This is a genomic window from Microbacterium sp., assembly GCF_047602155.1.
Classification (GTDB): Bacteria; Actinomycetota; Actinomycetes; order Actinomycetales; family Microbacteriaceae; genus Microbacterium.
The window spans coordinates 2372441-2386645 of record NZ_JASGHZ010000001.1 but is presented as its reverse complement, the minus strand read 5'-3'; the positions used below and the strand labels follow the sequence as shown (position 1 = coordinate 2386645).

Sequence of the window (14205 nt, the reverse complement as noted above, 5' to 3'; positions counted from 1 at the left end):
TTCCTTCTTCGGTCTTCAGTCGATCGTCTTGGTCACTGCGGGATCGATCAGGACGTCGTCCCCGTCGATCGTGACCTCGTAGACGGGCACCGGCTCGTACGCCGGCAGGTTCAGGGGCTTTCCGGTGAGGAGCGAGAACGCGGAGCCGTGCGCCCAGCACTCCAGCGTGTCCCCCTCGACGAAGCCCTCCGACAGCGAGATGTCGCCGTGCGTGCAGAGGTCGCCGATCGCGTGCACCTCGCCGTTCGCGTCGAGCACCACCGCCATCGGCACGCCGTCGATCTCGACGCGCACCGCGGTGTCCTGCTCGAGGTCGCTCAGGTTCAGCACCTTCTGAGCGGTCATGCGTCGGCGCCCGTGGTCTGCGTGCCGCCGACGACGGATGCCGTGGCAGCCAGCTCGGCCTCGATCACGGCGACGAGCTCGTCCTGCAGCGACGGCACCGAGACCTTCTGCACGATCTCGACGAGGAACCCCAGCACGACCAGGCGCCGCGCCTCGTCTTCGGAGATGCCGCGCGCCTGCAGGTAGAACAGCTGCTCGTCGTCGAAGCGTCCGGTGGCGCTCGCGTGGCCGGCGCCGCGGATGTCACCGGTTTCGATCTCCAGGTTCGGGATCGAGTCGGCGCGGGCGCCGTCGGTGAGCACGAGGTTGCGGTTGGCCTCGTACGAGTCGGTGCCGGTCGCGTCCGGTCCGATCAGCACGTCGCCGATCCACACGCTGTGCGCCGACGCGCCCTGCAGGGCGCCCTTGTAGAGGACGTCGCCGACGGTGTTCTCGCCCTTGTGGAAGAGGTACACCTGGCTCTCCAGATGCTGCCCGGCGTCGGCGAACGACAGTCCGTACAGCTCGGCCTCGGCGCCGTGGCCGGCCAGTTCCACCGACGGGTTGACGCGCACGACGTCGCCGCCGAAGCTCACGACGATGTGCCGCAGGAAGCCGTCGCGGCCGACCCGGGCGGCGTGCGCGGCGGAGTGGATCGCCCCGGCATCCCACTGCTGCACCGTGACGAGCTGCAGGCGCGCACCGTCGCCGACGACGACCTCGACGTTCTCGGCGACGGCGGCCGCACCGGCGTGGCGCAGCAGCACCGTGGCACGCGACTGGGGCCGGGCCTCGATCACGAGATGCAGGATGCCGCGGGCGGCGGCATCCGTCCCGGCGATGTCGACGACGACCGGCTCGGCCAGCTCGGCCTCGGCGGGGATGATGACGTGCACGGCGCCGTCCGCGCGGCTCGACGCGATGGCGCTCGGCAGATCCTCGGGCACGAGCACGGTGCCGCGCGGAGCCTCGCCGGCGCGCAGCGGCGTGCCGAGCTCGGCGCCGGAAGGGGTGACGGTCACGGTGATCGCGCCCTCGTCGGCCGGCTCGTCGCGCAGCAGCGCCGCCAGGCGCGCGACCGGGGTGTGCTTCCAGTTGACCTCGCGGCCGGTGGGCGCGCCGAAGTCAGCGGGGTCGAACGAGGCCGGGCGCTCGGAGCGGGTCTGCACGGGGATCTGCCCGGCGACGGTGCCCGCCGCGCCGACGAGTCGCGCCGCCGGATCGACGTGCGCAGAGTCGTGATGACCCTCCGCCGCCCTCTGTTCCGACGGGGCGGGGGTCTGAGTCGCTGTCGTCATCAGCCGACGGATCCTTCCATGCCCATCTCGATGAGCTTGTTGAGCTCGAGGGCGTACTCCATGGGCAGTTCGCGCGCGATGGGTTCGATGAAGCCGCGCACGATCATCGCCATGGCCTCGTCCTCCGGCATCCCCCGGCTCATGAGGTAGAACAGCTGCTCCTCGCTGACCTTCGACACGGTCGCCTCGTGACCCAGCTGCACGTCGTCGACGCGGATGTCGATCGCGGGGTAGGTGTCGGAGCGCGAGATCGTGTCGACCAGCAGCGCGTCGCAGCGCACGGTGTTGGCGGAGTGGTGCGCGTTGGCATCCACGCGCACCTCGCCGCGGTAGCCGGCGCGGCCGCCGCCGCGGGCGATCGACTTCGAGACGATCGACGACTGCGTGTACGGCGCCATGTGGATCATCTTCGCGCCCGCGTCCTGGTGCTGGCCGGGGCCGGCGAAGGCGACCGACAGGGTCTCGCCCTTGGCGTGCTCGCCCATGAGGAAGATCGACGGGTACTTCATCGTGACCTTCGAGCCGATGTTGCCGTCGACCCACTCCATCGTCGCGCCCTCGTGGGCGACGGCGCGCTTGGTGACGAGGTTGTAGACGTTGTTCGACCAGTTCTGGATCGTCGTGTACCGCACGCGCGCGTTGCGCTTGACGATGATCTCGACGACGGCCGAGTGCAGCGAGTCGGACTTGTAGATCGGCGCCGTGCAGCCCTCGATGTAGTGCACGTACGAGTCTTCGTCGGCGATGATGAGCGTCCGCTCGAACTGGCCCATGTTCTCGGTGTTGATGCGGAAGTAGGCCTGCAGCGGAATCTCGACGTGCACGCCCTTCGGCACGTACACGAACGAGCCGCCCGACCACACGGCCGTGTTGAGGGCGGCGAACTTGTTGTCCCCCGCGGGGATGACGGTGCCGAAGTACTCCTCGAAGAACTCCGGATGCTCCTTGAGCGCCGTGTCGGTGTCGAGGAAGATGACGCCCTGAGCCTCGAGGTCTTCGCGGATCTGGTGGTACACGACCTCGGACTCGTACTGCGCCGCGACGCCGGCGACGAGGCGCTGCCGCTCCGCCTCGGGGATGCCGAGCTTCTCGTACGTGTTGCGGATGTCTTCCGGGAGGATCATCCCACGACTGCGCCTGCTTCTCGGTGGAGCGCACGAAGTACTTGATGTTGTCGAAGTCGATCTCGCTGAGGTCGGCGCCCCACGTCGGCATCGGCTTGCGGTCGAACAGCTGCAGACCCTTGAGGCGGGTCTTCAGCATCCACTCCGGCTCGCTCTTGAGCGCCGAGATGTCGCGCACGACGGCTTCGGAGAGGCCTCGTTTCGCACTGGCACCGGCGGCGTCGGCGTCGTGCCAGCCGAACTCGTAGACGCCGAGCCCTTCCAGCTCCGGACGGTCGATGAGCACATCCGTCATGGCTTTCCTCCTTCGTACCCGGCGGTGTCATCCGCTCCGACCTGCCCGGCACCTCGGGAGTGCGAGGGCGGGTTGTCGCTGTCAGGGCCGCGTTGCGTCTTTGTCCCGTCTGCGCGCATCGGTCACACGCCTAGACTGGGGCTGGGCGCGACGCGTCTGGCGCGCCGCCGTTCCCACCTCTTCAGTCTACAGGCTCGCCCCGACCGCGGCGCGGCCCGCGCCCGTTCGGGCGCCCATCCCGGAGGCCCTCTTGTCCGAGCAGCAGACCGCGCCGCGCGCGGGCGCCCTCCTCTCCCGGCTCCCCGAGCGCATCGGCCGCGGCGCGCGGGTGCTGGCCTGGCTCGTGCTGATCAGCAACGTCGTCATCGTCGGCACCGGCGGACTCGTGCGCCTCACCGGCTCGGGCCTGGGGTGCCCCGACTGGCCGAACTGCACCGAAGGCTCGCTCATCCCGACCGAGGAGCTGTCGTGGCACAGCCTCATCGAGTTCGGCAACCGCACGATGACCGGCGTGCTCATCGTCATCGCGCTCCTCGCCTTCCTCTCGGTGGTGCGGCTGCGCGCGCAGCGCCCGGAGCTGTTCGCCCTCACCCTCGCCAACGGCATCGGCATCATCCTGCAGGCGGTCGTGGGCGGCGTCATCGTGTGGCTGCACCTGCCGCCGAGCCTCGTCGGCATCCACTTCGTGATCTCCGCGGGTCTCGTCGGCAACGGCGCGGCGTATGTCAACCGCGTGTACGCACCGGCGGGACCGCGTCGACTGGCCGTGCCGCGGCGCTACGCGATGCTCGTACACGTCACGAGCGCGGCCGCGGCCGTGACGGTGCTCGTCGGCATCCTCCTCACCGGCGCGGGCCCGCACGCCGGCGACGACATCGCGGCGCGCAACGGCCTCGACCCGATCCTCTGGCAGCACATCCACAGCTGGCCGGCGTATCTCCTGTTCGCGCTGACGATCGTCGTGTTCGCGGGTTCCTTCCGCATGCCCACGACGCTGCGGCTGCCGCTGTGGAGCGGACTGCTGCTCGGGGTGGAGTTCGTGCAGATCGGCGTGGGGCTCTGGCAGGCACGCACGGGGCTGCCCATCGTGCTCGTGAACATCCACATGGTGCTCGCCGTGCTGCTCGTGGCCGCCATGACGGTGGTCGTGCTGCAGTTGAAGGCGCCGAGGGCGATCCTCACCTTCGACGACGGGTCCACAGCAGGCTCATAGGCTGCGCAGGGCTTTCGCCATGGTGGCTCGCGGATAGTCGTACGGGCGCCCATCGTGGCGACGGAACCCAAGGAGAGAACTTCATGACCACTTCCCGCTTGAGCCGCAGCATCCCGTTCTGGGGCCTCGTGGCCGGATCGGTCGCCTCGGTCGCCGGCGGCACCTCCCTGATCATCGACAAGCTCGTCGGCATGGACGCCCGTCTCACCGACGGCTCCGCGACCACCAGCGACGTCTACGTCGGCCAGATCTGGGGCGTGTTCGGCGCGATCCTCATCGGTGCAGGCCTGGTCGGTCTGGCGCTGGCCCTGACCGTGGGCGCCCTGCGCTCGCTCTCGCCCCGGCCCGCCGAGGTCGTCGAGGCTCCCGCTTGGGACGACGCCGCCGACACGGACGCGGACGACGCCACAGACGCGGACGCCGTCGATGCCACGGACCTGGCCGACGCCGCGGACACGGACGCGGCCGACGCCACGGACCTGGCCGACGACGCCGCCACGGACCCGGTCGAAGCTGCCGTCGCCGAGTCGGACGCGGAGCTCGAGCCCGCGGCATCCGCCGCCCGCTGACCCCGCGTCCCGCGCGGACGCGCCACGATGCAGGAACGGGTGTGACAGAAGTCGCCCCGTCCTGCATCTTGGGCGTGTTTTGTCACAGGTGCTCCTGCATCTTGGCAGGGCGCGGACGCGGGCGACTAGTGCGGCAGCAGCGGGTCGATCGCGATGGCGAGAAACAGCAGCGTGAGGTACGTGATGGAGGCGTGGAACACGCGCATCGGCCGGATCTGCTCGCCGCGGGCGGCGCGGCTGTAGAGCACGTGCGACTCGACGATGAACCAGCCGCCGAAGACCACCGCCGACACCGCGTACACGAGGCCCATCCCGGCGACCGGGACCAGCAGCAGCGACGAGGCGACCGTCGCCCAGGCGTACAGGATGACCTGCAGCCCCACCTGGATGCCGTCGCGCGTCGCGCCGAGCATCGGCACGTCGGCCTCCTGGTAGTCGCCCTTGTACTTCATCGACAGCGGCCAATAGTGCGGCGGCGTCCAGAGGAACACGAGCAGGAACAGGATGAACGGCGTCCAGGTCAGCGACCCGGTGACGGCGGCCCAGCCGATCAGCACCGGGAAGCATCCGGCGATGCCGCCCCAGACGATGTTCTGCTCGGTGCGGCGCTTGAGGATGATCGTGTAGATCACGACGTAGAAGAAGATCGCGACGACCGACAGCACGGCCGCGAGCCCGTTCGTGGTGAGCCAGAGCCACACGGTGGATGCCGCCGCCAGCGTCCACGCGAACACCAGCGCACCGCGGGGCGAGACCTCGCCGGTCACGAGCGGCCGATTCTCGGTGCGGTGCATGTGCGCGTCGATGTCGCGGTCGAGATACATGTTGAACGTCGCGGCGGAGCCCGCGCTCATCGCGCCGCCGACGACGGTGGCCAGCACGAGCCACAGATCCGGCATGCCGCTCTGGGCGAGGATCATCACCGGAACGGTGGTCACCAGCAGCAGCTCCATCACGCGGGGCTTCGTCAGCATGATGTAGGCGCGGATGGTGCGGAGGGCCGGACGCGTCGTCGCCGCGCTCGCGCTCGTCGTCGTGATATCCATCTCCCCCGCCGCTGTCAGTTGACTCCCAGTCTACGCGGCCGCGCTTCGCGCGCGTCACGGGGCGCCGCACATGGCCCCGCGGGCACACCGCTTCGATATGCTGACAACTACATACGCGCGCCCGCGAATCCCCCTCGCCTGCTGTCGAGATCCACGAATGCGAGCGCCCCTGCAGAAAGGCGTCCGGGTGTCCGAGCTGATTTGGGATGACATCGATCGGCGCGCGGTGGACACCGCGCGGGTACTGGCGGCGGATGCCGTGCAGAAGGTGGGCAACGGCCACCCCGGCACGGCGATGAGCCTGGCTCCGGTGGCGTACCTGTTGTACCAGCGGGTGCTGCGTCACGACCCGACCGACACCGACTGGCTGGGCCGCGACCGCTTCATCCTGTCGGTGGGGCACTCCTCGCTCACCCAGTACATCCAGCTGTACCTCGGCGGATTCGGCCTGGAGCTGGCCGACCTCGAGGCGCTGCGCACGTGGGGCTCGCTCACGCCCGGTCACCCGGAGTACGGCCACACCCGGGGCGTGGAGATCACGACCGGGCCGCTGGGTCAGGGGCTCGCCTCGGCCGTCGGGTTCGCCTACGCGTCGCGCTACGAGCGCGGCCTGTTCGACCCGGATGCCCCCGCCGGCACGAGCCCGTTCGACCACTTCGTCTACGTGATCGCCGGCGACGGCGACCTGCAGGAGGGCGTGACGAGCGAGGCGTCGAGCCTGGCCGGTCACCAGAAGCTCGGCAACCTCATCGCGATCTACGACTCGAACCGCATCTCGATCGAGGGCGACACGAACGTGTCGTTCACCGAGGACGTGCGCCAGCGCTACGAATCGTACGGCTGGCAGGTGCTGAGCGTCGACTGGGTGCGCACGGGCGACTACGTCGAAGACGTGCGGGAGCTCGCCGACGCGATCGAGCAGGCCAAGGCCGAGACCGACAAGCCGTCGCTGATCGTCCTGAAGACGATCATCGGATGGCCGGCGCCGAACAAGAAGGGCACCGAGTCGGTGCACGGCAACGCGCTGGGCGCCGACGAGGTCGCCGCGACCAAGGAGGTGCTCGGCTTCGACCCCGGTCGCTCGTTCGTCGTCGAGGATGCCGTCCTCGCCCACACCCGCGCCCTGAAGGAACGGGCCGCGCAGGCCCGCGCCGCGTGGCAGCAGGACTTCGACGCGTGGGCCGCCGCGAACCCGGAGCGCAAGGCGCTGCTCGACCGGCTCGAGGCGCACGCCCTTCCCGACGGCATCACGGACGCGCTGCCGGTGTTCGAGCCCGGCACCGAGATCGCCACGCGCGCCGCGTCGGGCAAGGTTCTCAACGCCCTCGCCCCGCACCTGCCCGAGCTGTGGGGCGGCTCTGCCGACCTCGCCGGCTCGAACAACACGACCATCTCCCCCGCGGCGTCGTTCATCCCCGAGGAGTGGTCGACGCACGACTGGTCCGGCAGCCCCTACGGCCGGGTGCTGCACTTCGGCATCCGCGAGCACGCGATGGGCGCGATCCTCAACGGCATCGTCCTGCACGGCCCGACGCGGCCGTTCGGCGGCACGTTCCTCATCTTCAGCGACTACATGCGCCCGGCCGTGCGCCTGGCGGCGCTCATGAACGTGCCGAGCGTGTTCGTGTGGACGCACGACTCCATCGCCCTCGGCGAAGACGGCCCGACGCACCAGCCGATCGAGCAGCTCGCGTCGCTGCGGCTCATCCCGAACTTCACCGTCGTCCGTCCCGCCGACGGCAACGAGACGGCGGCGGCGTGGCTGGAGATCCTGCGCCGCCACGGCGCGCCCACCGGCATCGCCCTGACCCGTCAGAACGTGCCGAACTTCCCGCGCGGCGAGCAGGGCTTCGCGACGACCGACGGGGTCGCGAAGGGCGCGTACGTGCTCGTCGACGCCGACGGCGGCGACCCGGACGTCATCCTCATCGGCACCGGCTCCGAGGTGCAACTGGCCGTCGCTGCCCGCGCGACCCTCGCCGCCGAGGGCATCCGCGCCCGCGTCGTGTCGGCCCCGTCGCTGGAGTGGTTCGCCGAGCAGGATGCCGCCTACCGCGAGAGCGTGCTCCCGGCATCCGTCACGGCCCGCGTCTCGGTCGAGGCCGGCACCACTCCCCTGTGGCGCACGATCGTGGGTGACACCGGCCGCAGCGTCGGCATCGACCACTTCGGCGCCTCGGCCGACTACAAGACCCTGTTCCAGAACTTCGGCATCACCGCCGACGCGGTCGCCGACGCGGCCCGCGCAACCGTCAAGGAGAACGCATGACCACCCCCACTCAGGCTCTGTCCGACGCCGGCGTGAGCATCTGGCTCGACGACCTGTCGCGCGCCCGCATCGACTCGGGCAACCTGGCCGAGCTCATCGCGACCCGCAACGTCAGCGGTGTCACGACCAACCCCACGATCTTCCAGGGCGCGATCGGCAACACGAACGACGACTCCTACGCGGGCCGCCTCGCCGCCCTCGCCCAGCGCGGCGCGAGCGCCGACGAGGCCATCTTCGAGCTCACCACCGCCGACGTGCGCGACGCCTCCGACATCTTCCGTCCCGTCTACGACGCGACCGGCGGCGTCGACGGCCGCGTGTCGATCGAGGTCTCGCCCGACCTCGCGCACGACACCGACGGCACGATCGCCGAGGCGAAGAAGCTGTGGGCCACGGTCGACCGCCCCAACGCCCTCATCAAGATCCCTGCGACCAAGGCGGGCCTGCCCGCCATCACCGCGGTCATCGCCGAGGGCATCTCGGTCAACGTGACCCTGATCTTCTCCCTGGAGCGCTACGCCGAGGTCATCGACGCGTACCTCGCCGGACTGGCGCAGGCGCGCGCGAACGGGCACGACCTGTCCGGCATCCACTCGGTCGCCTCGTTCTTCGTCTCGCGCGTGGACACCGAGGTCGACAAGCGCCTGTCGGCGATCGGCGCAGACGCCGCCGAGGCGCTGAAGAGCAAGGCCGGCGTCGCCAACGCCCGCCTCGCGTACGAGCTGTTCGCGCAGCGCTTCGGGCAGGCCGACGCGCACGAGCTCGTCGCCGCCGGCGCCCACGTGCAGCGCCCGCTGTGGGCCTCGACGGGCGTGAAGGATCCGGCGCTGCCCGACACGCTCTACGTCACCGAGCTCGTCGCCCCCGGCACCGTCAACACCATGCCGGAGAAGACCCTCGAGGCGACCTTCGACCACGGCGTCGTCACCGGCGACACGGTCACCGGCGGCTACGCCGAGGCGCACCGGCTGTTCGACCAGCTCGCCGCCGTCGGCATCGACATCGCCGACGTCACCCAGGTGCTCGAAGACGAGGGCGTCGAGAAGTTCATCGCCTCGTGGCACGACCTGCAGAACACCGTCGCGGCCGCCCTCGAGTCCTCGCCGGAGATCCTGCGGTGAGTTTCGAGATCCACGTCTCGGGGCACGTCAAGGCGGTCGTCGATCAGACGCTGCCGGGCCTCGTGGACGCTCTCGTGGCGAGCGGGATCACGGCCGGCGACGCCGACCTGTGGGGACCGGATGCCGCGCCCGAGGCGGCGCGGCGCCTGGGCTGGGTCGAGGCCGTCTCGGTCTCGCGCCCGCTCGTTCCCGAGATCGTCGCTCTGCGGGGCGAGCTCGCCGCCCGCGGCGTCACGCGCGTCGTCCTGGCCGGCATGGGCGGTTCGTCCCTGGCCCCCGAGGTGATCGCGCAGACCGCGGGGGTGCCGCTGGTCGTCCTCGACGCCACGGCGCCCGGCCAGGTGCTCGCCGCGATCGACGGCGACAGCGAGAGCGGCGGGCTCGCGCAGACCCTGCTCGTCGTGTCGTCGAAGTCGGGATCGACGGTCGAGACCGACGCGGCCCGCCGGGCGTTCGAGGCGGCCTTCGGCGACCTGGGGATCGACCCCGCCGAGCGCATCGTCGTCGTCACCGATCCCGGCTCGCCGCTGGAGGTCTCGGCCCGCGCGGCCGGATACCGCGTCTTCACCGCCGACCCCACGGTCGGCGGCCGCTTCTCCGCGCTCACCGCGTTCGGACTGGTGCCCGCCGGGCTCGCCGGCGCCGACATCGCGGAACTGCTCGACGAGGCGGAGGCGACGCTGCTCGAGGTCGCGATCGACGACCCGCGCAACCCGGCTCTCGTGCTGGCCGCCGCCATCGCCGGCGCGACCGCCGACGCGCCGCGCCGCGACAAGCTCGGACTCATCACCGACGGCACCCACATCGTGGGCCTGCCCGACTGGATCGAGCAGCTCGTCGCCGAGTCGACCGGCAAGAACGGCACCGGCATCCTCCCGGTGGTGCTCCTGCCGGTCTCGCCCGAGGCCGACCAGACCCCGGCCGACCTGCAGCTCGTGCGGTTCGTCGACGACGCCGTGCACTTCCAGATCCTCGAGCAGCACCCCGACGAGATCCTCCTGAGCGGGTCGCTGGGCGCGCAGCTCATCGTCTGGGAGTACGCGACGGCGATTGCGGGACGGATGCTGGGCATCAACCCGTTCGACCAGCCCGACGTCGAATCCGCCAAGCAGGCCGCGCGCGGGCTGCTGGAGCACCGGCCGGCGGCCACCGCGCCGGCGTTCGTCGCCGATGGCGTCGAGGTCCGGGCCTCCGATGCCGCCCTGGTGGCCTCCGGCACCCTCGCCGGCGTGCTCGACGCCCTCTGGGCGCGAATCCCCGGCGACGGCTACGTCGCGGTGCAGGCCTACGTGGATCGCATCGCCGTGCCGCAGCTCGCCGGCATCCGGGAGCTCGTCGCCGCCGACAGCGGTCGCCCCACGACCTTCGGCTGGGGTCCGCGCTTCCTGCATTCGACCGGCCAGTATCACAAGGGCGGCCCGGCGAACGGGGTGTTCCTGCAGATCCTCGGCGCCGACGACGTCGACCTCGAGATCCCGGGGCTTCCGTTCACGTTCGGGCAGCTCGTCGCGGCCCAGGCCGCCGGCGACGCGGCGGTGCTCACCGCGCACGGCCGCCCCGTCGTCACCCTCACCCTGACCGACCCTCAGGCCGGTGTGCTGGCACTGTTCGAAGCCGCCCAATAGGCCCCTAGGAGCTACCCCTCGATGACTGCCGAGCTTTCGCGCGGGCACAATCCGCTGCGCGACCCCGACGACCGGCGCCTGAACCGCATCGCCGGTCCCAGCGCCCTCGTGATCTTCGGCGTGACAGGCGACCTGTCGCGCAAGAAGCTCATGCCCGCCGTGTACGACCTCGCCAACCGGGGTCTGCTGCCGCCGGGGTTCGCCCTCGTCGGCTTCGCGCGGCGCGACTGGGCCGACCAGGACTTCGCGCAGGTCGTCTACGACGCCGTGCGCCAGTACGCCCGCACCCCGTTCCGCGAGGAGACGTGGAAGCAGCTGCTGCAGGGCATCCGCTTCGTGTCCGGCGAGTTCGGCGACGACGACGCCTTCCGGCGCCTGCGCGAGACCGTCGAGAAGCTCGACGTCGACCGCGGCACGATGGGCAACCACGCCTTCTACCTGTCGATCCCGCCGCGCGATTTCCCCATCGTCGCGAAGCAGCTGAAAGACTCCGGGCTCGTCGACGACCGCTCGAACAACCCCGACGCGTGGCGCCGCGTCGTCATCGAGAAGCCGTTCGGCAGCGACCTGCAGACCGCACGCGAGCTCAACGCCGCACTGGAGGTCGCCTTCCCCGCCGATGCCATCTTCCGCATCGACCACTACCTCGGCAAGGAGACGGTGCAGAACCTGCTCGCGCTGCGCTTCGCGAACGAGCTGTTCGAGCCGATCTGGAACGCCAACTACGTCGACCACGTGCAGATCACGATGGCCGAGGACATCGGCGTCGGCGGCCGCGCGGGCTACTACGACGGCATCGGCGCGGCGCGCGACGTCATCCAGAACCACCTGCTGCAGCTGCTCGCGCTCACCGCGATGGAAGAGCCGATCTCGATGGATGCCGCCGACCTGCGCGCCGAGAAGGAGAAGGTGCTCGCCGCCGTGCGACTGCCGGAGGATCTGTCGGCGGCATCCGCCCGCGGGCAGTACGCCGGCGGCTGGCAGGGCGGCGAGAAGGTCACCGGATTCCTCGACGAAGACGGCATGAACCCCGACTCGGCGACCGAGACCTACGCCGCGATCAAGGTCGACATCGCCACCCGCCGCTGGGCGGGAGCGCCCTTCTACCTGCGCACCGGCAAGCGGCTCGGCCGTCGCGTCACCGAGATCGCGGTCGTGTTCAAGCGCGCGCCCGAGCATCTGTTCCAGCGCAATCAGACGCTGGAGATGGGCCAGAATGCGCTCGTCATCCGCGTGCAGCCCGACGAGGGCGTCACGATCCGGTTCGGGTCGAAGGTGCCCGGGGCGGCGAACGAGGTGCGCGACGTGACGATGGACTTCGGCTACGGCCACGCCTTCACCGAGTCGAGCCCCGAGGCGTACGAGCGTCTCATCCTCGACGTGCTGCTGGGCGACCCGCCGCTGTTCCCCCGCCACGAAGAGGTCGAGCTGTCGTGGAAGATCCTCGACCCGTTCGAGCGGCACTGGGCCGAGCAGGGCGGATCGCTCGAGCAGTACTCCCCCGGTTCGTGGGTCCCCCCTCGGCCGACGAGCTCATGGCCCGCGACGGCCGCGTCTGGAGGCGCCCGTGATCATCGACCTGCCCGACACCACCGTGTCGAAGATCGCCCGCACCCTCGTCAGCGTGCGCGAGGAGGGCGGCGCCGTCGCGCTGGGGCGTGTGCTGACGCTCGTCATCGTCACGACCCACGGCCCGCAGGAAGAGGCCATCGAAGCCGCCAACGACGCGTCGCGTGAGCACCCGATGCGCGTCATCGTGCTGAACACCGACCACGCCGGCGAGCCGCGACTCGACGCGCAGATCCGGGTCGGCGGCGACGCGGGCGCCAGCGAAGTGGTCGTCCTGCACGCGCACGGTGCGGCCGCGAGCAACCAGGAGGGCCTCATCACGGGGCTGCTGCTGCCGGACGCGCCGGTGGTCGCCTGGTGGCCGGACTACCCGCCGCAGCGGCCGTCGTCGTCGTCGATCGGGCGCATCGCGCAGCGTCGCATCACGGATGCCTCCACCAAGCCGTTCACGGCCGACCGCCTGTCCGAACTCGGCCGCGCGCACGCGCCCGGCGACACCGATCTGGCTTGGACGCGCCTCACCCACTGGCGCGAACAGCTGGCGGCCGTGCTCGATCAGCCGCCGTACGAGCCCATCACCGCCGTCGAGGTCGTCGGTGCGGGCAGCTCGCCGTCGACGGGGCTGCTGGCCGCCTGGCTGCGCCTGAAGCTCGACGTGCCGGTCACCTGGCGCTCTTCGACGGTCGACTGGCAGCACGGCATCCAGTCGGTGCGACTGACGCGCGCGAGCGGCGACATCCTGCTCGCCCGCAGCACCGAGGTCGACGCGACGCTGACCCAGCCCGGCCAGCCGTCGCACGACATCGTGCTGCCGCGGCGCACCCTGCGCGAGTGCCTCGCCGAAGAACTGCGCCGCCTCGATCCCGACCTGCTGTATGGTCGGGTGATCACCGAGGGATGGGAGCTGCTCGGACCGTCAACGGTCTGAGACTCCGGAGAGCTGCAATGACGCACCTGTGGACCGAGAAGCGCGTGGTGATCAGCACCGACGCCGCCGCGCTGACGTCCGCGGTGGCCCGGCGGCTCGTCGCGCGCCTGGTGGCGCGCTCGGCCGCGGGCAAGACGACGCACCTCGCACTGTCCGGCGCGCCGGCGGGCCGAGCCGTGCTCGAAGCCGCCGGGGCCGACGCCGCCCGCGGCGACGTGGACTGGTCGCGGGTTCACCTCTGGTGGGCCGACGAGGCGTTCGCGCCGCACAGCGCCGAGCGGGCCGACACCGCCGCACGGCGGGCGCTGCGGGGCCGCATCGAGATCCCGGCGGAGAACGTCCACGCCTATCCGGCGCCGGGCGAGGTCGTCAACGCGGATGCCGCGGCATCCGCATATGCCGACGAGCTCGCCCGCTTCGGCGACGAGGGGCAGCCCTGGCCCTCGTTCTTCGTCACCGTGCTCGAGGTCGAAACGGACGGCAGCATCGCTGCGCTGTACCCCGACCGCGGCGAGATCCAGCTGACCGAGCGCGCCGTCGTCGCGGTGCCCGGGTGCCCGCAGTCGCCGCACGAGCGGCTGACGCTGACGCGCCCCGTGATCAACTCGGCGCGGTGCGTGTGGCTGGTCGTCTCGGGCAGCGACAAGGCCGCCGCGCTCGGGCTCGCCCTCGCCGGCGCGAGCTACGAGACGGTGCCCGCCGCCGGCGCGAAGGGACGCAGGCGCACGCTGTTCTTCGTCGACCGCGATGCCGCTGCCGCCGTCCCGCCCGAACTCATCGACCAGGACTTCTAACCCTCCCCACCCGACCTCCCGCGAAACCTC

General features: G+C 70.9%; 10 protein-coding genes and 2 pseudogenes. 8 read left to right on the top strand and 4 right to left on the bottom strand.

Translation table 11 applies throughout. The annotated features are described in order from the left end of the window. Nucleotides 1-15 precede the first annotated feature (15 nt). The 3 genes and pseudogenes from QM720_RS10740 to sufB form a co-directional block, all read right to left on the bottom strand. A complete protein-coding gene (locus QM720_RS10740; RefSeq protein WP_415126377.1) occupies nt 16-345 on the bottom strand; it encodes a non-heme iron oxygenase ferredoxin subunit in 330 nt (109 codons plus the stop codon). Continuing rightward, entirely contained in the window at nt 342-1622 is a 1281-nt protein-coding gene (sufD, locus tag QM720_RS10735) for a Fe-S cluster assembly protein SufD (RefSeq protein WP_415126375.1), read from the bottom strand. Before sufD ends, QM720_RS10740 begins: the two co-directional genes overlap by 4 nt. Beyond that, nucleotides 1622-3041 (bottom strand): annotated as a pseudogene (gene sufB, locus QM720_RS10730) (Fe-S cluster assembly protein SufB). The gene sufD and the pseudogene sufB overlap by 1 nt, the downstream one beginning before the upstream one ends. 250 nt (nt 3042-3291) lie before the next feature. On the opposite strand from sufB, the gene QM720_RS10725 reads away from it, so the two are divergent. Further along, nucleotides 3292-4254: a COX15/CtaA family protein gene (locus tag QM720_RS10725; protein WP_415126373.1), complete on the top strand. Its 963-nt coding sequence runs from the start codon at nt 3292-3294 to the stop codon at nt 4252-4254. Nucleotides 4255-4337: 83 nt separating this feature from the next. Further along, the gene (locus QM720_RS10720; RefSeq protein ID WP_415126371.1) at nt 4338-4823 is read left to right on the top strand and encodes a dinucleotide-utilizing enzyme; all 486 of its coding nucleotides are present in this window, start codon (nt 4338-4340) and stop codon (nt 4821-4823) included. Nucleotides 4824-4948: 125 nt separating this feature from the next. On the opposite strand, the gene QM720_RS10715 is transcribed toward QM720_RS10720, so the two are convergent. Then, on the bottom strand, nt 4949-5869 hold the full coding sequence (locus QM720_RS10715) for a heme o synthase (RefSeq protein WP_415126369.1): 921 nt from the start codon (nt 5867-5869) through the stop codon (nt 4949-4951). A 187-nt stretch (nt 5870-6056) separates the two neighbouring features. Here QM720_RS10715 and tkt point away from each other — a divergent pair, with 187 nt between their 5' ends. The 6 genes and pseudogenes from tkt (at nt 6057) to pgl (ending at nt 14175) form a co-directional block, all read left to right on the top strand. Then, nucleotides 6057-8138, top strand: a complete 2082-nt coding sequence (tkt, locus tag QM720_RS10710; protein ID WP_415126367.1) for a transketolase — start codon at nt 6057-6059, stop codon at nt 8136-8138. Further along, nucleotides 8135-9259 (top strand): transaldolase, encoded by a 1125-nt coding sequence (gene tal, locus QM720_RS10705; RefSeq protein ID WP_415126365.1) that lies wholly within the window; start codon nt 8135-8137, stop codon nt 9257-9259. The genes tkt and tal overlap by 4 nt, the downstream gene beginning before the upstream one ends. Beyond that, nucleotides 9256-10884: a glucose-6-phosphate isomerase gene (locus tag QM720_RS10700; protein ID WP_415126363.1), complete on the top strand. Its 1629-nt coding sequence runs from the start codon at nt 9256-9258 to the stop codon at nt 10882-10884. Before tal ends, QM720_RS10700 begins: the two co-directional genes overlap by 4 nt. Nucleotides 10885-10905: 21 nt before the next feature. Further along, nucleotides 10906-12455 (top strand): annotated as a pseudogene (gene zwf, locus QM720_RS10695) (glucose-6-phosphate dehydrogenase). Continuing rightward, the gene (locus QM720_RS10690; protein ID WP_415126361.1) at nt 12452-13381 is read left to right on the top strand and encodes a glucose-6-phosphate dehydrogenase assembly protein OpcA; all 930 of its coding nucleotides are present in this window, start codon (nt 12452-12454) and stop codon (nt 13379-13381) included. Before zwf ends, QM720_RS10690 begins: the two are co-directional and overlap by 4 nt. A 17-nt stretch (nt 13382-13398) precedes the next feature. Next, nucleotides 13399-14175: a 6-phosphogluconolactonase gene (pgl, locus tag QM720_RS10685; RefSeq protein WP_415126359.1), complete on the top strand. Its 777-nt coding sequence runs from the start codon at nt 13399-13401 to the stop codon at nt 14173-14175. Nucleotides 14176-14205 lie beyond the last annotated feature (30 nt).